18 protein-coding genes are annotated in these 22498 nt (G+C 54.2%); 15 read left to right on the top strand and 3 right to left on the bottom strand.

Annotated elements, in window-relative coordinates:
- Positions 1 to 19: 19 nt before the first annotated feature.
- Positions 20 to 1852 carry an SLC13 family permease gene (locus N1249_RS15195; protein ID WP_259830669.1) on the top strand — a complete coding sequence of 611 codons (1833 nt, stop codon included), beginning with the start codon at positions 20 to 22 and terminating at the stop codon, positions 1850 to 1852.
- 52 nt (positions 1853 to 1904) lie between these two features.
- Here the strand turns inward: N1249_RS15195 and yfbR are convergent, their stop codons facing one another.
- Positions 1905 to 2504, bottom strand: coding sequence for a 5'-deoxynucleotidase (gene yfbR, locus N1249_RS15190; protein WP_014071111.1), 600 nt, complete (start codon positions 2502 to 2504; stop codon positions 1905 to 1907).
- Between the two features lie 117 nt (positions 2505 to 2621).
- A complete protein-coding gene (gene alaA / locus N1249_RS15185; protein WP_259830662.1) occupies positions 2622 to 3836 on the bottom strand; it encodes an alanine transaminase AlaA in 1215 nt (404 codons plus the stop codon).
- Positions 3837 to 4784: 948 nt separating this feature from the next.
- On the opposite strand from alaA, the gene lrhA reads away from it, so the two are divergent.
- From lrhA to nuoN, 14 genes are all read left to right on the top strand, one after another.
- Positions 4785 to 5723 carry a transcriptional regulator LrhA gene (gene lrhA, locus N1249_RS15180; protein ID WP_259830660.1) on the top strand — a complete coding sequence of 313 codons (939 nt, stop codon included), beginning with the start codon at positions 4785 to 4787 and terminating at the stop codon, positions 5721 to 5723.
- A 630-nt stretch (positions 5724 to 6353) separates the two neighbouring features.
- Positions 6354 to 6794, top strand: a complete 441-nt coding sequence (gene nuoA, locus N1249_RS15175) for an NADH-quinone oxidoreductase subunit NuoA (protein ID WP_014071109.1) — start codon at positions 6354 to 6356, stop codon at positions 6792 to 6794.
- A 15-nt stretch (positions 6795 to 6809) separates the two neighbouring features.
- Entirely contained in the window at positions 6810 to 7484 is a 675-nt protein-coding gene (gene nuoB / locus N1249_RS15170) for an NADH-quinone oxidoreductase subunit NuoB (protein ID WP_003861482.1), read from the top strand.
- An 89-nt stretch (positions 7485 to 7573) separates the two neighbouring features.
- Entirely contained in the window at positions 7574 to 9376 is a 1803-nt protein-coding gene (nuoC, locus tag N1249_RS15165; RefSeq protein ID WP_014071108.1) for an NADH-quinone oxidoreductase subunit C/D, read from the top strand.
- A 2-nt stretch (positions 9377 to 9378) separates the two neighbouring features.
- Positions 9379 to 9879, top strand: coding sequence for an NADH-quinone oxidoreductase subunit NuoE (gene nuoE, locus N1249_RS15160; RefSeq protein WP_014071107.1), 501 nt, complete (start codon positions 9379 to 9381; stop codon positions 9877 to 9879).
- Positions 9876 to 11213, top strand: a complete 1338-nt coding sequence (gene nuoF, locus N1249_RS15155; protein WP_014071106.1) for an NADH-quinone oxidoreductase subunit NuoF — start codon at positions 9876 to 9878, stop codon at positions 11211 to 11213. Before nuoE ends, nuoF begins: the two co-directional genes overlap by 4 nt.
- 55 nt (positions 11214 to 11268) lie before the next feature.
- Positions 11269 to 13992, top strand: a complete 2724-nt coding sequence (gene nuoG, locus N1249_RS15150; protein WP_259830658.1) for an NADH-quinone oxidoreductase subunit NuoG — start codon at positions 11269 to 11271, stop codon at positions 13990 to 13992.
- On the top strand, positions 13989 to 14966 hold the full coding sequence (gene nuoH / locus N1249_RS15145) for an NADH-quinone oxidoreductase subunit NuoH (RefSeq protein ID WP_006176509.1): 978 nt from the start codon (positions 13989 to 13991) through the stop codon (positions 14964 to 14966). Before nuoG ends, nuoH begins: the two co-directional genes overlap by 4 nt.
- A 13-nt stretch (positions 14967 to 14979) precedes the next feature.
- Positions 14980 to 15522, top strand: coding sequence for an NADH-quinone oxidoreductase subunit NuoI (gene nuoI, locus N1249_RS15140; RefSeq protein WP_014071104.1), 543 nt, complete (start codon positions 14980 to 14982; stop codon positions 15520 to 15522).
- A gap of 10 nt (positions 15523 to 15532) precedes the next feature.
- Positions 15533 to 16087 carry an NADH-quinone oxidoreductase subunit J gene (nuoJ, locus tag N1249_RS15135; RefSeq protein WP_259830654.1) on the top strand — a complete coding sequence of 185 codons (555 nt, stop codon included), beginning with the start codon at positions 15533 to 15535 and terminating at the stop codon, positions 16085 to 16087.
- The gene (gene nuoK / locus N1249_RS15130) at positions 16084 to 16386 is read left to right on the top strand and encodes an NADH-quinone oxidoreductase subunit NuoK (RefSeq protein WP_003861496.1); all 303 of its coding nucleotides are present in this window, start codon (positions 16084 to 16086) and stop codon (positions 16384 to 16386) included. Before nuoJ ends, nuoK begins: the two co-directional genes overlap by 4 nt.
- Positions 16383 to 18224 (top strand): NADH-quinone oxidoreductase subunit L, encoded by a 1842-nt coding sequence (nuoL, locus tag N1249_RS15125; protein WP_259830653.1) that lies wholly within the window; start codon positions 16383 to 16385, stop codon positions 18222 to 18224. The genes nuoK and nuoL overlap by 4 nt, the downstream gene beginning before the upstream one ends.
- Positions 18225 to 18383: 159 nt before the next feature.
- Positions 18384 to 19913 (top strand): NADH-quinone oxidoreductase subunit M, encoded by a 1530-nt coding sequence (gene nuoM / locus N1249_RS15120; protein ID WP_014071101.1) that lies wholly within the window; start codon positions 18384 to 18386, stop codon positions 19911 to 19913.
- 6 nt (positions 19914 to 19919) lie between these two features.
- Entirely contained in the window at positions 19920 to 21377 is a 1458-nt protein-coding gene (nuoN, locus tag N1249_RS15115; protein ID WP_014071100.1) for an NADH-quinone oxidoreductase subunit NuoN, read from the top strand.
- Between the two features lie 110 nt (positions 21378 to 21487).
- Here the strand turns inward: nuoN and N1249_RS15110 are convergent, their stop codons facing one another.
- Entirely contained in the window at positions 21488 to 22492 is a 1005-nt protein-coding gene (locus N1249_RS15110; protein ID WP_259830651.1) for a chemotaxis protein, read from the bottom strand.
- Positions 22493 to 22498 lie beyond the last annotated feature (6 nt).

Here is a 22498-nt window from a genome sequence, read left to right as displayed (position 1 = left end):
CCTCAGACAAGGATATGTTGTGAACGGTGAACTGATTTGGGTCCTCAGCCTGCTTTTAATCGCCATTATTCTCTTTGCCACAGGCAAGGTGCGCATGGATGCCGTCGCCTTGTTTGTGATTGTTGCCTTTGTATTGAGCGGCACGCTCACGCTGCCTGAAGCTTTCTCCGGGTTTAGCGACCCTAACGTCATTCTGATTGCGGCCCTGTTTATTATCGGCGATGGCCTGGTGCGTACCGGAGTGGCGACCATTATGGGGGCGTGGCTGGTCAAGGTCGCGGGCAACAGTGAAACTAAAATGCTGGTCTACCTGATGGTGACCGTAGCCGGGCTGGGCGCGTTTATGAGCTCTACCGGCGTGGTGGCCATTTTTATTCCGGTCGTCCTCAGTGTCTCTATGCGAATGCAGACCTCGCCGTCACGTCTGATGATGCCCCTGAGCTTTGCCGGGCTAATCAGCGGCATGATGACGCTGGTGGCCACGCCGCCAAACCTGGTGGTCAACAGTGAGTTAATCCGCGAAGGGTTGCAGGGGTTTAGCTTTTTCAGCGTCACCCCGCTCGGACTGGTGATTCTGGTGCTGGGCGTTATCTACATGCTGCTAACCCGTTTTGCGCTGAAGGGCGAAAAACAGGATAAATCGAAAGACGGCTGGAAGCGGCGCACCTTCCGCGATTTGATTAAAGAGTATCGCCTGACTGGCCGCGCCCGCCGCCTGGCGATCCGCCCGGGTTCACCGATGGTAGGGCAGCGGCTGGATGACCTCAGGCTGCGCGAGCGCTACGGTGCGAACGTTATCGGTGTGGAGCGCTGGCGTCGCTTTCGTCGGGTGATTGTTAACGTTAACGGGGTATCAGAATTCCGTGCGCGCGACGTTTTGCTGATTGATATGTCCACGGCAGACGTCGACCTGCGCGAGTTTTGCAGCGAGCAACTGCTTGAGCCTATGGTTCTGCGCGGCGAGTACTTTTCGGATCAGGCGCTGGATGTGGGCATGGCGGAAGTCTCTCTTATCCCGGAATCGGAACTGTTGGGTAAAACCGTGCGTGAAATTGGCTTTCGTACCCGCTACGGCCTGAATGTGGTTGGCCTGAAGCGTGACGGCGTGGCGCTTGAGGGTGCCGTGGTCGATGAACCTATTCTGCTGGGGGATATCTTCCTGGTGGTAGGTAACTGGAAGCTGATTAGCCAGCTGGGACAAAAAGGCCGTGATTTTGTGGTGCTCAACATGCCGGTTGAAGAGAGCGATGCCTCTCCGGCTCACAGCCAGGCACCTCATGCGATTTTTTGCCTGGTGCTGATGGTCGCCCTGATGCTGACCGATGAGATCCCCAATCCGGTGGCGGCAATTATTGCTTGTCTGTTGATGGGCAAATTCCGTTGCATCGATGCGGAAAGTGCCTACAAAGCCGTTCACTGGCCTAGCATTATTCTTATCGTCGGGATGATGCCCTTTGCGCTGGCGCTGCAAAAAACCGGTGGTGTGGATTTGATTGTGAAAGGGCTGATGGACGTTGGTGGGGGCTACGGGCCTTACTTGATGATGGTGTGCTTGTTTGTCATGTGCGCCGCAATTGGCTTGTTTATCTCGAACACCGCAACTGCCGTATTAATGGCGCCTATTGCTCTGGCGATGGCAAAATCAATGGGCGTCTCCCCTTATCCATTTGCCATGATGGTGGCGATGGCTGCATCGGCGGCGTTCATGACCCCCGTTTCTTCACCGGTTAACACGCTGGTGCTGGGGCCGGGGAACTATAAATTCAGTGATTTTGTGAAGATTGGGGTTCCCTTCACGGTGCTGGTGATGGTGGTGTGCGTGGTGTTAATTCCGGTTTTATTCCCATTTTAGCGCGAGCGCAGAAACACAGGCCGGGTAAGGCGAAGCCGCCACCCGGCAAAAATTACAACGGCGAATCCTGGCTAATTTCGTCCAGCGATAAATGGAAGCTTGGCACAAACACCTGCATAAAATAATCCATCTCATCGCTGCGGCGGGCTTCGAGCGTTTTTTCCAGACGCGTTTTTGCCAGAAGAAATTCGTTGTTCCCCGCGGATAGCTCTTCCAGACATTTCAGATAGGCGCACAGCGCATCTGCCTGCTTCACCAGCGATTTCTCGTCTTCGGTGTAGCTGTGCTCATCGATAAGCGGCTCGAAGATATCACGTAACTCTTCCGGCACCATGTCGATCAGCTTCTGCTGGGCAATCTTCTCGATGGCCTTATATTCCTGAGCAATCTGCGAATTGAAATATTTCACCGGAGTGGGTAAATCCCCCGTCAGAACTTCTGACGCATCGTGGTACATCGCCAGCAGGGCAATGCGTTCTGCGTTGACCTGTCCGTTAAATTTACGGTTTTTAATGGCGGCCAGCGCGTGGGCGACCATCGCCACCTGCAAACTGTGCTCTGACACATTCTCAGTACGCACATTGCGCATCAGCGGCCAGCGGTTGATGAGCTTAAGGCGGGAGAGGTGGGCAAAGAAATGACTCTGACTCATAGGTTACCTTTTGTCTTCACAGCGACAGGCTTCATTGTGCGGGGAGGGGAGGGAAGATGCAAATCTGAAGGTGTTGTAGGCCGGGTAAGCGCAGCGCCACCCGGCAGAAAGCCAACGTTACTGATGATAACCCGAGAGGAAGCGCCCGAAGCGGCTGATAGCCATTTCCAGGTCATCTTCACGCGGCAGGGTAACGATGCGCACGTGATCCGGCCACGGCCAGTTAAACGCAGTACCCTGAACCAGCAGAACTTTCTCCTGAAGCAGGAAATCGAGCACCATTTTCTGATCGTCATGAATATTGAAGCGCTTCGCATCAATTTTCGGGAACATATAGAGCGCGCCGTTCGGCTTCACGCAGGACACACCCGGAATGTCGTTAATGAGCTCCCATGCACGGTTGCGCTGTTCATACAGGCGCCCGCCAGGGACAATAAATTCGCTGATGCTCTGGTAACCGCCTAGCGCCGTCTGGATCGCGTGCTGCGCCGGGACGTTTGCGCACAAGCGCATAGAGGCCAGCATTTCCAGCCCTTCGATATAGCCTTTCGCGTGCTTTTTCGGGCCGTTCAGTACCATCCAGCCCTGACGGAAGCCCGCCACGCGGTAGGTTTTTGACAGGCCGTTGAAGGTGACGGTCAGCAGGTCTGGCGCCAGTGCGGCGATAGAGTGGTGCTGCGCTGCGTCGTACAGGATCTTGTCGTAGATTTCGTCAGCGAAAATGATCAGGTTGTGCTGGCGGGCGATCTCTACGATCTCCATCAGCAGTTCTCTGGAGTACACCGCACCCGTTGGGTTGTTCGGGTTGATAATCACGATCCCGCGCGTACGAGGGGTGATTTTGGCGCGGATATCATCCAGATCCGGGAACCAGTCTGAGGATTCGTCGCACAGGTAGTGCACCGCTTTACCGCTGGACAGCGAGACAGCAGCCGTCCAAAGTGGGTAATCCGGTGCCGGTACCAGCATTTCATCACCGCTGTTCAGCAGTGCCTGCATCGCCTGCACGATCAGTTCGGAAACGCCGTTACCGATATAGATATCTTCCACGGTGACATCACGCATCCCACGGGCCTGATAATGCTGCATGATGGCTTTACGTGCTGAGTAGAGTCCTTTGGAATCGCAATAACCTTGCGCAGTAGGCAGGTTGCGGATCACATCAACCAGGATTTCATCCGGCGCTTCAAAACCAAATGGCGCGGGGTTACCAATGTTGAGCTTCAGAACCTTGTTGCCTTCTTCTTCGAGACGTTTTGCCTCTTTGAGAACCGGGCCGCGAATGTCGTAACAGACGTTATCTAGTTTGCTGGATTTTTCGATAGGGGACATGAACCTTTAACCTTTTCGCTATTATTGCCACTCCCTGCCGTGGAAGTCAGCACGGAACAATGTACTCCCACCTCGCTTCGTTTTGAAGGGCGTACAGAAGAAGATTTTGCACAACGGGGTAAATTCTTTGTAATCTATTCCGCTATTCACAAACGATTTACCTGCCTTAAAGTAACGTCTGCAATGTGGAATTAGGTTTATTGTGCTTTATGGGTCTTATTTTGTTGCATTTTATGCTGAAATAAATAAAGCTCAGACCCGCAAGGCGGGGAGCAGGCGAGCAGTTGCCCCGCGTGACTTTTCGTAAAACCTGAGTTTTAGGGGTGTTGCGCATTATATTGATTAACTGGGTTAAAAGTTGTCCATGTAAATTTAATGTTAAGTGTTATTAATGAATAACCTTAATCTAAATTAAAATTTATTTATTATTACCGATGAAAATGCAACTTTCGTTAATTTTAATAAAATTAGTTAAGTTGCTTATCAACCCTGTTAAATCCTGAATATTGCAATAATACTTATAAATAAAGTGGATTTGGGTTAAGATGTCTTTCAGGAGAGTAGATGAGAGATACTCATGTATTGCCTATCTGAATCAACTTTTCTTATATAATTGATTGTTATTGTTAGAGTTATCTCTGGCCGGAATGTGTAAACCACTTCTTGCTACGTTAACAGCGCTGCGATCAAGATGGCAGAAAATGTGCGTTTCCTTTAATGGAATTTACATAAACCTGCAAACATCGAAATATCCTGAACGTTTAAGAGAATAAAAATAACGTCATGAAACGTGATTTCTGACTGTTGGTTTACAGCAGCACAATAACTATCTGTCAGGCAGTCTGCCGGGCCGGGATGCGAGGGAAATCCTTCAGAAGGAATTGTTTAACTGTTACACACAGCTTCAACCCGGGCAGCTCCGCACGAGCAACCTGTAAGTGAATAGATATGATAAATGCAAATCGTCCGATAATGAATCTCGACCTCGATCTGCTGAGAACGTTTGTTGCGGTCGCCGATCTCAACACTTTTGCAGCAGCTGCTGCCGCAGTATGCCGTACCCAGTCAGCCGTGAGCCAACAGATGCAAAGGCTGGAGCAACTGGTCGGTAAAGAGCTTTTTGCACGCCATGGGCGTAATAAGCTATTAACTGAGCACGGTATTCAGCTTTTAGGTTATGCCAGGAAAATACTTCGCTTTAATGATGAAGCATGTATGTCATTAATGTTTAGCAACCTTCAGGGGGTGCTAACATTAGGCGCATCTGATGAATCCGCTGATACCATATTGCCGTTCCTTCTCAATCGAATTAGTTCGGTTTATCCGAAACTTGCGCTGGATGTTAGCGTAAAACGTAACGCCTTTATGGTGGATATGTTGAAGGGGAATGAAGTTGATTTGGTGGTGACTACGCACCGTCCCGGGCAATTTGATTGTCTGACGTTACGGACCTCACCAACGCATTGGTATTGCGCAGCTGAATATGTCCTGCAAAAAGGTGAGGCTATTCCGCTGGTCTTGCTCGATGATCCAAGCCCGTTCCGCGATATGGTGATTTCTGCGCTGAATGAAGCCAATATCCCGTGGCGTCTGGCTTATGTGGCATCGACCTTGCCAGCAGTGCGTGCCGCCGTGAAAGCGGGGCTTGGTGTAACGGCGCGTCCGGTAGAGATGATGAGCCCGGATCTTCGCGTATTGGGTAAAACCGATGGTCTTCCCGTGCTGCCGGAGACGGAATACCTGCTCTGCCACAATGCGTCCAGCAATAACGAGCTGGCGAAGGTCGTGTTTGAGGCCATGGAGAATTACCACAACCCCTGGCAATATGAGCATGTTACTCCCGAAGAGGGGGGCGACTCTATGATGGTTGAAGGGGATTTTGAGTGATCAATAGCTCAAATTTCTGGTAACAAAATGTAAGTGTAAAAAAAGGCCACTCGCGTGATTTTCTCACGGAGTGGTTTTTTTTTGACAAAAATAACCTTCACCTGACTAAGGTTTAGGTAAATAAACGTTAATAATCATTCTGTTGATGTGATTGGTTTAAAATTTAGACAATTTCTGTTCTCAGTTCCTTTCTGGGGTGCTCATGTTAAAAAAACGGGAAATATGTTGCCGTTTTTTTGATTGAATTAACAAAAGCGTGTCTCAGATCAAGAAAATACTCCTATTTGGGGGGAGGAATCGTTGGCGAATCCTGTCAAAATAGGAGGGTTATTTTTTTTACTTCCAAAACGGACACGATTCAACAACATGCATTTGACGTAAAGTCAGGTACCCACCAGGGTTAAAGGGCATGAAATGTTAATGAGAATCGCTCGATGTAATTTAATGTGAAGAAACCTTTGTTAAAGTTGACAAAAGGTTATAGAAAGGAGTAAAAAACCACATCATTTTGCTGTCTACGCCTCATTTCCGACAGTTAGTGTAAGGTTATTTGTTCCTCCCCATGAATCGATGTGATGCCCATCTGCCAGCAAGAGCAGTGTCGTAGGTATCACTTTTGATGAGTAAGCAATGAGTATGTCAACATCCACAGAAGTCATCGCTCATCACTGGGCATTCGCAATCTTTCTTATTGTAGCCATTGGCCTGTGCTGCCTGATGTTAGTCGGCGGCTGGTTCCTGGGCGGTCGCGCCCGCGCAAGGCACAAAAACACACCTTTCGAATCAGGTATTGATTCAGTAGGTTCCGCTCGCTTACGCCTGTCTGCCAAGTTCTACCTGGTAGCCATGTTCTTCGTCATCTTCGACGTGGAAGCGCTTTACCTTTTCGCATGGTCTACCTCCATCCGCGAAAGTGGTTGGGTGGGCTTTGTCGAGGCCGCAATTTTCATTTTAGTGTTACTGGCCGGTCTGGTTTATCTGGTGCGTATTGGCGCGCTGGACTGGACACCTGTGCGTTCACGCCGTGAACACATCAACCCGGAAAACAGTATCTCTAATCGTCAGCAGTAACAGCGAGGCAATAAGATGGATTATACGCTCACCCGCATAGATCCTAACGGTGAGAATGACCGTTACCCCCTGCAAAAACAGGAGATCGTAACCGACCCCCTGGAGCAAGAAGTCAATAAAAGCGTGTACATGGGCAAGCTCGAGCACGCCATGCACGATATGGTCAACTGGGGTCGTAAGAACTCCATCTGGCCATACAACTTTGGCCTTTCTTGCTGCTACGTTGAAATGGTGACGTCATTCACTGCGGTGCATGACGTTGCGCGTTTTGGGGCAGAGGTACTGCGTGCTTCCCCACGTCAGGCCGACCTGATGGTGGTAGCCGGTACATGCTTTACCAAAATGGCACCTGTCATTCAGCGTCTTTATGACCAGATGCTGGAGCCAAAATGGGTTATCTCCATGGGCGCATGTGCAAACTCAGGCGGTATGTACGACATTTATTCCGTTGTGCAGGGCGTTGATAAGTTCATTCCGGTGGATGTGTATATCCCGGGTTGTCCGCCACGTCCGGAAGCTTATATGCAGGCTCTGATGCTGTTGCAGGAGTCCATCGGTAAAGAACGCCGCCCACTCTCCTGGGTTGTTGGCGATCAGGGTGTGTATCGCGCCAACATGCAGTCTGAGCGCGAGCGTAAACGCGGTGAACGTATTGCAGTCACCAACCTGCGTACGCCTGACGAAATTTAATTTGCGCCTGTGGGCCTGGAGAACACCTTCGCATATCACTACTCAAATAGCGCGAAGCCAGGCTTGACAGTCACCACGGACCATTTGCAATGGTGAACAATATGACCGACTTAACCGCGCAAGAAGCCGCATGGCAAACCCGGGATCATCTGGATGACCCGGTCATTGGCGAGCTGCGCAACCGTTTTGGGCCGGATGCCTTTACTGTTCAGGCCACCCGCACCGGGGTACCCGTTGTTTGGGTGAAGCGTGAACAATTACTGGAAGTCGTCGATTTCCTCAAGAAATTGCCAAAACCATACGTCATGCTGTTTGACTTACACGGCATGGATGAACGTCTGCGTACCCACCGCCAGGGTCTCCCTGCTGCGGATTTTTCCGTTTTCTACCACCTGATCTCAATAGACCGCAACACGGATATCATGCTCAAGGTGGCATTGTCTGAAAACGACATGCATCTGCCGACGATCACTAAACTTTTCCCGAACGCCAACTGGTATGAGCGTGAAACCTGGGAAATGTTCGGCATGACCTTTGATGGCCACCCACATCTGACGCGCATCATGATGCCGCAGACCTGGACCGGCCACCCGCTGCGTAAAGACTACCCGGCGCGTGCAACTGAATTCGACCCGTTTGAGCTGACCAAAGCCAAGCAGGATCTGGAGATGGAAGCACTGACCTTCAAGCCGGAAGACTGGGGCATGAAGCGCGGTACCGAAAATGAGGACTTCATGTTCCTTAACCTCGGTCCAAACCACCCGTCTGCGCACGGTGCATTCCGTATTATTCTTCAACTCGATGGCGAAGAGATTGTCGACTGCGTACCGGATATCGGTTACCACCACCGTGGTGCTGAGAAGATGGGTGAGCGTCAGTCCTGGCACAGCTACATTCCGTATACCGACCGTATCGAGTACCTCGGCGGCTGCGTAAACGAAATGCCATACGTGCTGGCCGTTGAGAAACTGGCAGGCATCACCACGCCGGATCGCGTTAACGTCATCCGCGTAATGCTGTCTGAACTGTTCCGTATTAACAGCCACCTGCTTTACATCTCCACGTTCATTCAGGACGTTGGCGCGATGACCCCGGTCTTCTTCGCTTTTACCGACCGTCAGAAAATCTACGATCTGGTAGAAGCGATTACCGGTTTCCGTATGCACCCGGCCTGGTTCCGTATCGGCGGTGTGGCACACGATCTGCCGCGCGGCTGGGACCGTCTGCTGCGTGAATTCCTCGACTGGATGCCAAAACGTCTGGCCTCTTACGAGAAAGCCGCGCTGCGTAACACCATCCTGAAAGGCCGTTCCCAGGGCGTTGCTGCTTACGGTGCTAAAGAAGCGCTGGAGTGGGGTACAACAGGGGCTGGTCTGCGTGCGACCGGTATTGATTTCGACGTGCGTAAAGCCCGTCCTTACTCTGGCTACGAGAACTTTGACTTTGAAGTCCCGGTTGGCGGCGGCGTTTCCGACTGCTACACCCGTGTGATGCTGAAAGTGGAAGAGCTGCGCCAGAGTCTGCGCATCCTTGAGCAGTGCCTCAACAACATGCCGGAAGGCCCGTTCAAAGCGGATCACCCGCTGACGACGCCGCCACCGAAAGAGCGCACGCTGCAACATATCGAAACCCTGATCACGCACTTCCTGCAGGTTTCCTGGGGCCCGGTCATGCCGGCGCAGGAATCCTTCCAGATGATCGAAGCGACCAAGGGTATCAACAGTTACTACCTGACCAGCGACGGTAGCACCATGAGCTACCGTACCCGTGTGCGTACGCCAAGCTTCGCGCACTTGCAGCAGATCCCGGCCGCTATCCGCGGCAGTCTGGTCTCTGACCTGATTGTGTATCTGGGTAGTATCGATTTTGTTATGTCAGATGTGGACCGCTAATTATGCACGAAAATCAACAACCACAGACCGAGGCTTTTGAGCTGAGTGAAGCAGAACGTGCCGCCATTGAGCACGAGATGCACCACTACGAAGACCCGCGTGCGGCGTCCATTGAAGCGCTGAAAATCGTACAGAAACAGCGTGGTTGGGTGCCGGATGGGGCGATCTACGAGATCGCAAAAGTGCTGGGTATTCCGGCAAGTGACGTAGAAGGTGTGGCAACGTTCTATAGCCAGATCTTCCGCCAGCCGGTTGGCCGCCACGTGATCCGCTACTGTGACAGCGTGGTTTGTCACATTACGGGCTATCAGGGGATTCAGGCTGCTATTGAGAAAAAACTCGATATCAAACCGGGCCAGACCACGTTCGACGGTCGTTTTACCCTGCTGCCAACCTGCTGCCTGGGTAACTGCGACAAGGGGCCGACCATGATGATTGATGAGGACACTCACAGCCATCTGACGCCGGAAGCCATTCCTGATCTGCTGGAGCAGTACAAATGAAAACTGTAATTCGTACTGCTGAAACTCATCCGCTGACCTGGCGTCTGCGCGATGACAAACAGCCGGTATGGCTTGAAGAATACGAAAGCAAAAACGGCTATGCCGGTGCGCGTAAAGCCCTGGGTGGCATGGCGCCGGACGAAATCGTTAATGCGGTAAAAGACGCTGGCCTGAAAGGGCGCGGCGGTGCGGGCTTCTCCACCGGTCTGAAGTGGAGCCTGATGCCAAAAGACGAATCCATGAACATCCGTTACCTGCTGTGTAACGCCGATGAAATGGAACCTGGCACCTATAAAGACCGCCTGCTGATGGAACAACTGCCGCACCTGCTGGTGGAAGGCATGTTGATCTCCGCGTTTGCGCTGAAAGCATACCGTGGCTACATCTTCCTGCGCGGTGAGTACATCGAAGCCGCAGAAAACCTGCGCCGCGCGATTGCCGAAGCGACCGAAGCGGGTCTGCTGGGTAAAAATATTCTGGGCACCGGTTTTGACTTCGAACTGTTCGTGCATACCGGTGCAGGGCGTTACATCTGCGGTGAAGAAACCGCGCTGATTAACTCCCTTGAAGGCCGTCGTGCGAACCCGCGTTCCAAGCCACCGTTCCCGGCAAGCTCCGGCGTATGGGGTAAACCGACCTGTGTTAACAACGTCGAAACCCTGTGTAACGTTCCGGCAATCCTCGCCAACGGCGTAGAGTGGTATCAGGGCATCTCTTCAAGTAAGGATGCAGGTACCAAGCTGATGGGCTTCTCTGGCCGCGTGAAGAACCCGGGTGTCTGGGAGCTGCCATTTGGTACGACCGCGCGCGAAATTCTTGAAGACTATGCAGGCGGGATGCGTGACGGGCTGAAATTCAAAGCCTGGCAGCCAGGCGGGGCAGGGACCGACTTCCTGACCGAGGCTCATCTTGATCTGCCAATGGAATTCGAAAGCATTGGTAAAGCAGGCAGCCGTCTGGGTACGGCGCTGGCGATGGCCGTCGACCACGAGATCGGCATGGTATCGCTGGTACGTAACCTGGAAGAGTTCTTCGCCCGCGAGTCCTGCGGCTGGTGTACACCGTGCCGTGATGGTCTGCCGTGGAGCGTGAAGATCCTGCGTGCTATTGAACGTGGCGAAGGCCAGCCTGGCGATATCGAGACACTTGAGCAACTGTGTCGATTCCTGGGCCCTGGTAAAACCTTCTGTGCCCACGCACCGGGTGCTGTAGAGCCATTGCAGAGCGCGATTAAATATTTCCGCGACGAATTCGAAGCAGGCATCAAGCAGCCGTTCAGCAATACCCATTCAATTAATGGTATTCAGCCGAACCTGTTGAAAGCGCGCTGGTAAAGACAGAATTTTGATTAACGCTCAGAGCTAATCTGAGCCAACTGGAAGCATGCTAATGGCTACGATTCATGTAGACGGCAAAGAATACGAGGTCAACGGGGCGGACAACCTGCTGGAAGCTTGTCTGTCGCTCGGCCTTGATATTCCGTACTTTTGCTGGCATCCGGCGCTGGGCAGCGTCGGTGCTTGCCGCCAGTGTGCGGTGAAGCAATATCAAAACGCGGAAGACACGCGTGGTCGCCTGGTGATGTCCTGTATGACGCCAGCCACCGAAGGCACCTTTATTTCGATTGACGATGAAGAAGCCAAACAGTTCCGCGAAAGCGTGGTGGAATGGTTGATGACCAACCACCCACACGACTGTCCGGTCTGTGAAGAGGGCGGTAACTGCCACCTTCAGGATATGACCGTTATGACCGGTCACAGCTTCCGTCGCTATCGCTTTACCAAACGTACCCACCGCAATCAGGATCTGGGGCCGTTCATCTCTCACGAAATGAACCGCTGCATCGCCTGTTACCGCTGCGTGCGTTACTACAAAGACTATGCAGACGGTCAGGATCTGGGCGTATATGGCGCACATGACAACGTCTACTTCGGTCGTCCGGAAGACGGAGTGCTTGAAAGCGAATTCTCCGGCAACCTGGTAGAAATCTGCCCGACCGGCGTATTCACGGATAAAACTCACTCCGAGCGCTACAACCGTAAATGGGACATGCAGTTTGCACCAAGCATCTGCCAGCAGTGCTCTCTCGGCTGTAATACCAGCCCGGGTGAACGTTACGGCGAACTGCGTCGTATCGAAAACCGCTATAACGGTACCGTTAACCACTACTTCCTGTGCGACCGTGGTCGTTTCGGTTATGGCTATGTGAACCTGAAAGACCGTCCGCGTCAGCCGGTTCAGCGCCGTGGCGATGACCTGATCACCCTGAACGCCGAACAAGCGATGCAGGGTGCGGCAGATATTCTGCGCCAGTCGAAGAAAGTGATCGGTATCGGCTCCCCACGTGCCAGCGTTGAAAGTAACTTCGCGCTGCGTGAACTGGTCGGGGCTGAAAACTTCTACACCGGTATCGCCCAGGGCGAGCAGGAACGTTTGCAACTGGTGCTGAAAGTGCTGCGCGAAGGCGGTATTCATACGCCTGCACTACGCGAAATCGAATCCTATGATGCAGTTCTGGTGCTGGGTGAAGACCTGACTCAGACCGGCGCTCGTGCGGCTCTGGCTGTTCGCCAGGCGGTGAAAGGTAAAGCACGTGAAATGGCGGCAGCCCAGAAAGTGGCTGACTGGCAGATTGCGGCAATCCTGAACATCGGTCAGCGCGCGAAGCATCCTCTGTTTGTAACCTGCATTGATGACACCCGTCTGGATGATATCGCCGCGTGGACCTACCGCGCACCGGTTGAAGACCAGGCTCGTCTTGGCTTTGCGATTGCACACGCGCTGGACAACAACTCTCCGGCCGTTGAACTGGATCGCGACCTGCAAAACAAGGTTGACGTGATTGTTCAGGCGCTGGCGGGTGCGAAGAAACCGCTGATTATTTCCGGTACTAATGCCGGTAGCGCCGAGATCGTTCAGGCTGCAGCAAACGTTGCCAAAGCCCTGAAAGGCCGCGGTTCTGACGTTGGCGTGACCATGATTGCCCGTGCGGTGAACAGCATTGGCCTGGGTATGATTGGCGGCGGCTCTCTGGACGCAGCGTTAAGCGAACTGGAAACCGGTGCTGCTGACGCGGTTATCGTGCTTGAGAACGACCTGCATCGTCATGCCTCTGCGTCACGCGTTGACGCTGCGCTGGCAAAAGCGCCGCTGGTGATGGTGATTGACCATCAGCGTACCGCGATTATGGATAAAGCACACCTGGTGCTCTCTGCGGCAAGCTTCGCAGAAAGTGACGGTACGGTGATTAACAACGAAGGCCGCGCACAGCGCTTCTTCCAGGTTTATGACCCGGCGTACTACGACAGCAACACCATCATGCTGGAAAGCTGGCGCTGGCTGCACTCCCTGCACAGCACCGTGCAAAGCCGTGAAGTGGACTGGACGCAGCTTGACCACGTTATCGACGCGGTGGTGGAAAAACTGCCTCAGCTGGCGGGCATCAAAGATGCTGCACCTGACGCAAGCTTCCGTATTCGCGGCCAGAAACTGTCGCGTGAACCACACCGTTACAGCGGTCGTACCGCTATGCGTGCCAACATCAGCGTGCATGAACCTCGTCAGCCACAGGACAAAGACACCATGTTCGCCTTCTCTATGGAAGGGAACAACCAGCCGTCTGCGCCGCGCTCTCAGGTTCCGTTCGCATGGGCTCCGGGCTGGAACTCCCCACAGGCATGGAACAAGTTCCAGGCAGAAGTGGGCGGCTCCCTGCGTCACGGTGATCCGGGTGTACGTCTGATTGAAGCCTCCGAAACCGGTCTGGATTTCTTCAGCGCCGTACCGGCAAGCTTCCAGGCTCAGGATGGCAACTGGCGTATTGCGCCGTACTACCATCTGTTTGGTAGCGACGAAATGTCCCAGCGTTCTCCGGTATTCCAGCAACGTATGCCGCAGCCTTACATCAAGCTCAACCCGGCAGACGCCGCGAAGCTTGGCGTGAATGCGGGCGCGAACATTGCCTTTAGCTACGATGGCCAGACCATCAGCCTGCCGCTGATTATCTCTGAAGGTCTGACAGCAGGGCAGGTGGGTCTGCCGATGGGGATGCCTGGCATCGCTCCGGTACTGGCAGGCGCGCGTCTTGATAACTTGCAGGAGGCAAAAGCATGAGTTGGTTAACGCCGGATCTTATCGACATCCTGCTGAGCATTCTGAAAGCGGTTGTGATTCTGCTGGTGGTCGTCACCTGCGGCGCGTTCATGAGCTTTGGTGAACGTCGTCTGCTCGGTCTGTTCCAGAATCGTTACGGACCGAACCGCGTGGGCTGGGGTGGTTCACTCCAGCTGGTCGCGGACATGATCAAGATGTTCTTTAAAGAGGACTGGATCCCGCGCTTCTCGGATCGCGTGATCTTTACTCTGGCACCGATGATCGCCTTTACCTCGCTGCTGCTGGCATTTGCTATCGTTCCTGTCAGCCCGACCTGGGTTGTGGCTGACCTGAACATCGGCATTCTGTTCTTCCTGATGATGGCAGGCCTCGCGGTTTACGCGGTACTGTTCGCAGGCTGGTCCAGTAACAACAAATACTCCCTGCTGGGTGCGATGCGTGCTTCCGCGCAGACGCTGAGCTACGAAGTATTCCTGGGTCTCTCCCTGATGGGCGTGGTGGCGCAGGCCGGTTCATTCAACATGACCGACATCGTCAACAACCAGGCCGATATCTGGAACGTTATCCCGCAGTTCTTTGGTTTTGTTACCTTTGCTATCGCGGGCGTGGCGGTGTGTCACCGTCACCCGTTTGACCAGCCAGAAGCCGAACAGGAACTGGCCGACGGTTACCACATTGAATATTCCGGTATGAAATTCGGTCTGTTCTTCGTGGGCGAGTACATCGGTATCGTCACCATTTCCGCGTTGATGGTAACGCTGTTCTTTGGTGGCTGGCATGGCCCGTTCTTACCGCCGTTCATCTGGTTCGCGCTGAAAACCGCGTTCTTCATGATGATGTTCATTTTGATTCGTGCGTCATTACCGCGTCCTCGTTATGACCAGGTAATGTCTTTCGGCTGGAAAGTGTGCCTGCCGCTGACGCTCGTCAACTTGTTGGTAACGGCAGCTGTCATTCTCTGGCAGCAGCCATAAGGGGCTTTAGACCATGACCTTAAAAGAATTATTGGTAGGCACCGGCACCCAGCTGCGCAGTATCTGGATGATCGGCCTGCACGCGTTTGCCAAACGCGAAACCCAGATGTACCCGGAAGAGCCGGTATATCTGCCGCCGCGCTACCGTGGCCGTATCGTGCTGACGCGCGATCCGGACGGTTCCGAGCGCTGCGTTGCCTGTAACCTGTGTGCGGTAGCGTGCCCGGTAGGCTGTATCTCTCTGCAAAAAGCCGAGACGGTAGACGGCCGCTGGTATCCTGAGTTCTTCCGCATCAACTTCTCACGCTGCATCTTCTGTGGCCTGTGTGAAGAAGCGTGCCCAACCACGGCGATTCAGCTGACTCCAGACTTTGAGCTGGGTGAGTATAAGCGTCAGGATCTGGTGTACGAGAAAGAGGATCTGCTGATTTCCGGTCCGGGCAAATACCCGGAATATAACTTCTACCGGATGGCGGGTATGGCAATCGACGGCAAAGATAAGGGCGAAGCAGAGAACGAAGCCAAGCCTATCGACGTCAAGAGCCTGTTACCGTAAGGAGAGGGCAATGGAATTCGCTTTTTATATCTGTGGCCTTATCGCCATCCTGGCTACGCTGCGAGTGATTACGCACACCAACCCGGTGCATGCGCTGCTCTATTTAATCATTTCGCTGCTGGCTATTTCTGGGGTGTTCTTTGCGCTGGGCGCGCACTTTGCCGGTGCGCTGGAAATCATCGTCTACGCCGGGGCCATCATGGTGCTGTTCGTCTTCGTGGTGATGATGCTGAACCTGGGCGGCTCTGAAATTGAGCAGGAACGTCAGTGGTTAAAACCGCAGGTGTGGATTGGCCCGGCAATTCTGTCGGCCATCATGCTGGCGGTGATCGTTTACGCCATCCTGGGCGTGAACGACCAGGGTATCGACGGCACGCCAATCAGCGCGAAAGCCGTGGGTATTTCCCTGTTTGGCCCGTACGTTCTGGCGGTTGAACTGGCCTCAATGCTGCTGCTGGCAGGCCTGGTTGTTGCCTTCCACGTTGGCCGCGAAGAGCGTGCCGGCGAGGTGCTGAGCAACCGTACTGACGACCGCGCGAAAAGAAAAACGGAGGAACGCGCATGATCCCCTTAACACATGGACTGATCCTCGCTGCGATTTTATTCGTTCTGGGTCTGACCGGTCTGGTTATCCGCCGCAATCTGCTGTTTATGCTGATCGGCCTGGAAATCATGATTAACGCTTCCGCGCTGGCCTTCGTGGTCGCCGGTAGCTACTGGGGCCAGACCGATGGTCAGGTGATGTACATTCTCGCCATCAGCCTCGCGGCTGCCGAAGCGAGTATTGGCCTGGCGCTGTTGCTGCAGCTCCATCGTCGCCGCCAGAACCTGAACATCGATTCAGTAAGTGAGTTGCGTGGATGAACATGCTTGCCTTAACCATTATTTTTCCGCTGATTGGCTTCGTGCTGCTGGCGTTTTCTCGTGGCCGCTGGTCTGAGAATCTGTCTGCTACCGTGGGCATTGGCTCTATCGGTCTGGCGGCGCTGGTAACTGCGTACGCGGGTATCGATTTCTTCAACAACGGCCGCCAGCCTTTCAGCGTACCGCTGTGGACCTGGATGTCGGTCGGCGATTTCAACATCGGTTTCAACCTGGTGCTGGATGGTCTGTCTCTGACCATGCTCTCCGTGGTCACCGGCGTGGGCTTCCTGATCCACATGTTCGCCTCCTGGTATATGCGTGGTGAAGAGGGTTACTCCCGCTTCTTCGCCTACACCAACCTGTTTATCGCCAGCATGGTCGTTCTGGTGCTGGCCGATAACCTGCTGCTGATGTATCTGGGCTGGGAAGGCGTGGGTCTGTGTTCTTACCTGCTGATCGGTTTCTACTACACCGATCCGAAGAATGGCGCAGCGGCCATGAAAGCGTTCGTCGTGACCCGTGTGGGTGACGTGTTCCTCGCCTTCGCGCTGTTCATTCTCTACAACGAACTGGGCACGCTGAACTTCCGCGAAATGGTGGAACTGGCGCCGGCTCACTTCGAAGCAGGCAACAACATGCTGTGGTGGGCAACGCTGATGCTGCTGGGTGGTGCTGTGGGTAAATCCGCTCAGCTGCCGTTGCAGACATGGCTGGCAGACGCGATGGCGGGTCCAACCCCTGTCTCCGCGCTGATCCACGCAGCGACCATGGTTACCGCGGGTGTTTACCTGATTGCGCGTACCCACGGTCTGTTCCTGATGACTCCGGAAATTCTGCATCTTGTGGGTATTGTGGGTGCGGTCACGCTGGTGCTGGCAGGCTTTGCGGCGCTGGTTCAGACTGACATCAAACGCGTTCTCGCGTATTCCACTATGAGCCAGATTGGTTACATGTTCCTGGCGCTGGGCGTTCAGGCATGGGACGCGGCGATTTTCCACCTGATGACGCACGCCTTCTTTAAAGCGCTGCTGTTCCTCTCATCCGGTTCCGTGATCCTGGCCTGCCACCACGAGCAGAACATCTTCAAAATGGGCGGACTGCGTAAGTCCATCCCGCTGGTATATGTTTGCTTCCTGGTGGGCGGCGCGGCGCTGGCGGCACTGCCGCTGATTACCGCGGGCTTCTTCAGTAAGGACGAAATCCTTGCGGGTGCCATGGCGAATGGTCATATCAATCTGATGGTTGCAGGTCTGGTCGGTGCGTTCATGACCTCTCTGTATACCTTCCGTATGATTTTCATCGTATTCCACGGTAAAGAACAAATTCACGCTCACGCAGGGAAGGGGATTACCCACCACCTGCCGCTGATTGTGCTGCTGGTACTGTCCACCTTCGTTGGCGCGATGATTGTGCCACCGTTGCAGGGCGTACTGCCAGACACCACCGAGCTTGAGCACGGTCGCGTTCTGACGCTTGAAATCACCTCTGGTGTGGTCGCTATCGCGGGCATCCTGATTGCTGCATGGCTGTGGCTGGGTAAACGTACGCTGGTAACTTCTGTTGCCAACAGTGCGCCAGGTCGTCTGCTGGGCACCTGGTGGTACAACGCGTGGGGCTTCGACTGGCTGTACGACATGATTTTCGTCAAGCCGTTCCTGGGCGTTGCGTGGCTGGTGAAACGCGATCCACTGAACAGCATGATGAATATCCCGGCGATCCTGTCCCGCTTTGCAGGTAAAGGCCTGCTGTTCAGCGAGAACGGTTACCTGCGCTGGTATGTGGCGTCCATGAGCATCGGTGCGGTTGTCGTACTGGCGCTGCTGATGGTATTGCGATAGTGGTTTTGCCCGGTGGCGCTGCGCTTACCGGGCCTACGAGACCGTAGGTCGGGTAAGCGTGAGCGCCACCCGACACCACAGACCGCACTAACGCGTGAATTTTGTCGAATTTGTTGAAAATCGGTCCCTTAGGGACTTTAACAAGGAATAAAAATCGCCATGTTACTACCCTGGCTAATATTAATTCCCTTCATCGGCGGCTTCCTGTGCTGGCAGACTGAACGCTTTGGCGTGAAGATGCCGCGCTGGATCGCGCTGATCACCATGGGATTGACGCTCGCACTTGGTCTGCAACTGTGGTTGCAGGGTGGCTACTCTCTGACGCAGTCTGCGGGTATTCCGCAGTGGCAGTCTGAGTTCGTTCTGCCGTGGATCCCACGTTTTGGCATTACTATCCACCTGGCCATTGATGGTCTGTCGCTGCTGATGGTAGTGCTGACCGGTCTGCTCGGCGTTCTGGCGGTACTTTGCTCCTGGCGAGAAATCGAAAAATACCAGGGCTTCTTCCACCTGAACCTGATGTGGATCCTGGGCGGCGTTATCGGCGTGTTCCTTGCCATCGACATGTTCCTGTTCTTCTTCTTCTGGGAGATGATGCTGGTGCCGATGTACTTCCTGATCGCGCTGTGGGGCCACAAGGCATCCGACGGTAAAACGCGTATCACGGCGGCAACCAAGTTCTTCATCTATACCCAGGCGAGTGGTCTGGTGATGCTGATTGCGATCCTGGCGCTGGTGTTTGTTCACCACAACGCGACCGGTATCTGGACCTTCAACTATCAGGATCTGCTGAAAACGCCAATGTCTCACGGCGTTGAATATCTGCTGATGCTGGGCTTCTTCATCGCCTTCGCGGTGAAAATGCCGGTAGTTCCGCTGCACGGCTGGCTGCCAGATGCACACTCCCAGGCACCAACGGCGGGTTCCGTTGACCTGGCGGGCATCTTGCTGAAAACCGCGGCCTACGGTCTGCTGCGTTTCGCACTGCCACTGTTCCCGAACGCCTCCGCTGAGTTCGCACCGATTGCCATGTGGCTGGGTGTGATTGGTATCTTCTACGGTGCCTGGATGGCGTTTACGCAGTATGACATCAAGCGTCTGATTGCTTACACCTCCGTTTCCCACATGGGCTTCGTGCTGATTGCTATCTACACCGGCAGCCAGCTGGCGTACCAGGGCGCGGTTATCCAGATGATTGCGCACGGTCTGTCCGCAGCCGGCCTCTTCATCCTGTGTGGCCAGCTGTACGAACGTCTGCACACCCGCGATATGCGTATGATGGGCGGCCTGTGGAGCAAAATTAAATGGCTGCCAGCGCTGTCCATGTTCTTCGCGGTTGCCACCCTGGGGATGCCAGGTACCGGTAACTTCGTCGGCGAATTTATGATTCTGTTCGGCAGCTTCAAAGTGGTTCCGGTGATTACCGTTGTCTCTACATTCGGTCTGGTGTTCGCTTCTGTGTACTCACTGGCGATGCTGCACCGCGCTTACTTCGGTAAAGCGAAGAGTGAGATTGCTGCGCAAGAACTGCCTGGGATGTCGCTGCGTGAGCTGTTCATCATCCTGCTGCTGGTCGTACTGCTGGTGCTGTTGGGCTTCTATCCACAGCCGATTCTGGATACCTCGCATTCCGCGATGGGTAACATCCAGCAGTGGTTTGTTAATTCTGCTTCTACTACAAGGCCGTAATTCGCCATGACAATAACTCCACAACAACTGATCGCGCTGCTACCGCTGCTGATCGTCGGATTGACGGTGGTGGTTGTGATGCTCTCCATTGCGTGGCGACGCAATCACTTCCTGAATGCGACCCTGTCCGTTCTGGGTCTGAACGCTGCGTTGGTTTCCCTCTGGTTTGTTGGCCAGGCGGGCGCGATGGATGTCACCCCGCTGATGCGTGTTGACGGTTACGCCATGCTGTATACAGGGCTGGTTCTGCTGGCGAGCCTGGCAACCTGCACCTTTGCGTACCCGTGGCTTGAAGGCTACAACGACAACAAAGAAGAGTTTTACCTGCTGGTACTGATTGCCGCACTGGGCGGCATTCTGCTGGCGAACGCGAACCACCTGGCCGCGCTGTTCCTCGGTATTGAGCTTATCTCTCTGCCGCTGTTCGGCCTGATTGGTTACGCCTTCCGTCAGAAGCGTTCACTGGAAGCGAGTATCAAATACACCATTCTTTCAGCGGCGGCGTCATCGTTCCTGCTGTTTGGTATTGCGCTGCTGTACGCACAGTCCGGTAACCTCTCTTTCGTCGCGCTCGGCAAGAGCCTCGGCGACGGGATGCTGCACGAGCCGCTGCTGCTGGCGGGTCTGGGCATGATGATTGTTGGCCTCGGCTTTAAACTGTCTCTGGTTCCGTTCCACCTGTGGACGCCAGACGTATACCAGGGTGCTCCGGCTCCGGTATCGACCTTCCTGGCGACGGCGAGCAAAATCGCTATCTTCGGTGTGGTGATGCGTCTGTTCCTGTACGCACCAGTGGGTGATAGCGAAGCGGTTCGCGTGGTGCTCGGCATTATCGCGTTCGTTTCCATCATCTTCGGTAACCTGATGGCGCTGAGCCAGACCAATATCAAACGTCTGCTGGGCTACTCGTCTATCTCCCATCTGGGCTACCTGCTGGTGGCACTGATTGCGCTGCAAAGCGGTGAGATGTCGATGGAAACCGTAGGCGTGTATCTGGCCGGTTATCTGTTCAGCAGCCTCGGCGCGTTCGGCGTGGTGAGCCTGATGTCCAGCCCGTACCGTGGCCCGGATGCAGATTCCCTGTTCTCTTACCGTGGTCTGTTCTGGCACCGTCCGATTCTGTCTGCGGTGATGACCGTGATGATGCTGTCCCTGGCCGGTATTCCGATGACGCTGGGCTTTATCGGTAAGTTCTACGTACTGGCAGTCGGTGTGCAGGCAGGCCTGTGGTGGCTGACCGCCGGTGTGGTGATTGGTTCCGCGATTGGTCTGTACTACTACCTGCGCGTGGCTGTGAGCCTGTACCTGAGTGCCCCTCAGCAGCTCAACCGTGATGCCCCAACCAACTGGCAGTACAGCGCCGGTGGTATTGTGGTACTGATCTCCGCACTGCTGGTGCTGATCTTCGGTATCTATCCGCAGCCGCTGATCACCATCGTGCAGCACGCGATGCCGCTGATGTAAGCAAGGTAAAAACAAAAAACCCGCCTCGGCGGGTTTTTTTATGGTTTTCTCCCTCTCCCCGTGGGAGAGGGCCGGGGTGAGAGCATCAGCCCGCAAAGAGCGCCACCCGGCTATGCCAGTTGCTTACGACTGATCAACGGCCCGTCAATCTTCTTCACCGAACGCTCCAGCACTTCTTCGATAACTGACGACAACTCGTTAAGCTCAAACTTCGCCACATACCCGTCGGCCTTCACCTTGCGAATATGGTCTTCGTTCGCGTTGCCGGACAAGGAAGAGTGGATCACTACCGGGATGTCCTTCAGGAACGGATCGGTTTTGATTTTACGCGTCAGCGTAAAACCATCCATCTCCGGCATTTCGAGGTCGGTCAGCACCAGGGCGATTTTATCGGTGATCGGCACACCTTCAGCCTGCGCCAGGGCTGCGAGAACGCCAATTTTTTCCCATGCGTCTTTGCCGGTGATATGCAGCTGCGCCGGGATCTCCATTGCCTGCAAGCCTTTCTCCAGCATAGAGCGCGCCACTTTTGAATCTTCCGCCACGATAGCCACCGCGCCAGGCTTGATGTTGAATTTCGTGGTTTGCAGATTGGTGGCGTGCAGGTCGTGGTTCGCCGGGGTGATGTCATACAGGATCTGCTCAACGTCCAGCACCATCGCCAGATCGTTGGTATCGGTCTTCTCATCAAGACAGGCAATGCTGGTGATGTAACGCCCGCTGACGGCGGTTTCCGCCGCGTGCACCTGTTTCCAGTCCAGACGCATAATATTCTCGACCGATTCCACAGCAAAGGCCTGCACGCTGCGGGCATATTCCGTAATCAGCAGAATGTTCAGCCCGGTTGTAGGTTTGCAGCCCGCGACGGCAGCCAGGTCGATCACCGGGATCACCTGGTCGCGAATATTCACCATCCCCATCAGAGGTGATTTCATTCCCGCGGGTTTGGTGAATTCCGGCATCGGCACAATTTCACGCAGCTTAAAGACGTTAATGCCAAACAGCTCGGATTTGTTTTCATTCAGAGAGGTGCCAAGACGGAACAGCAACAGCTCAAAACGGTTCGACAGGGTCAGGTTCGCCCTGTCATCAATATCTTTCTGGAAATTATCCATTCTACC

The sequence above is a fragment of the Enterobacter sp. CP102 genome, assembly GCF_025152625.1.
Classification (GTDB): domain Bacteria; phylum Pseudomonadota; class Gammaproteobacteria; order Enterobacterales; family Enterobacteriaceae; genus Enterobacter; species Enterobacter soli.
This window is presented reverse-complemented; position numbering and strand designations above follow the sequence as displayed.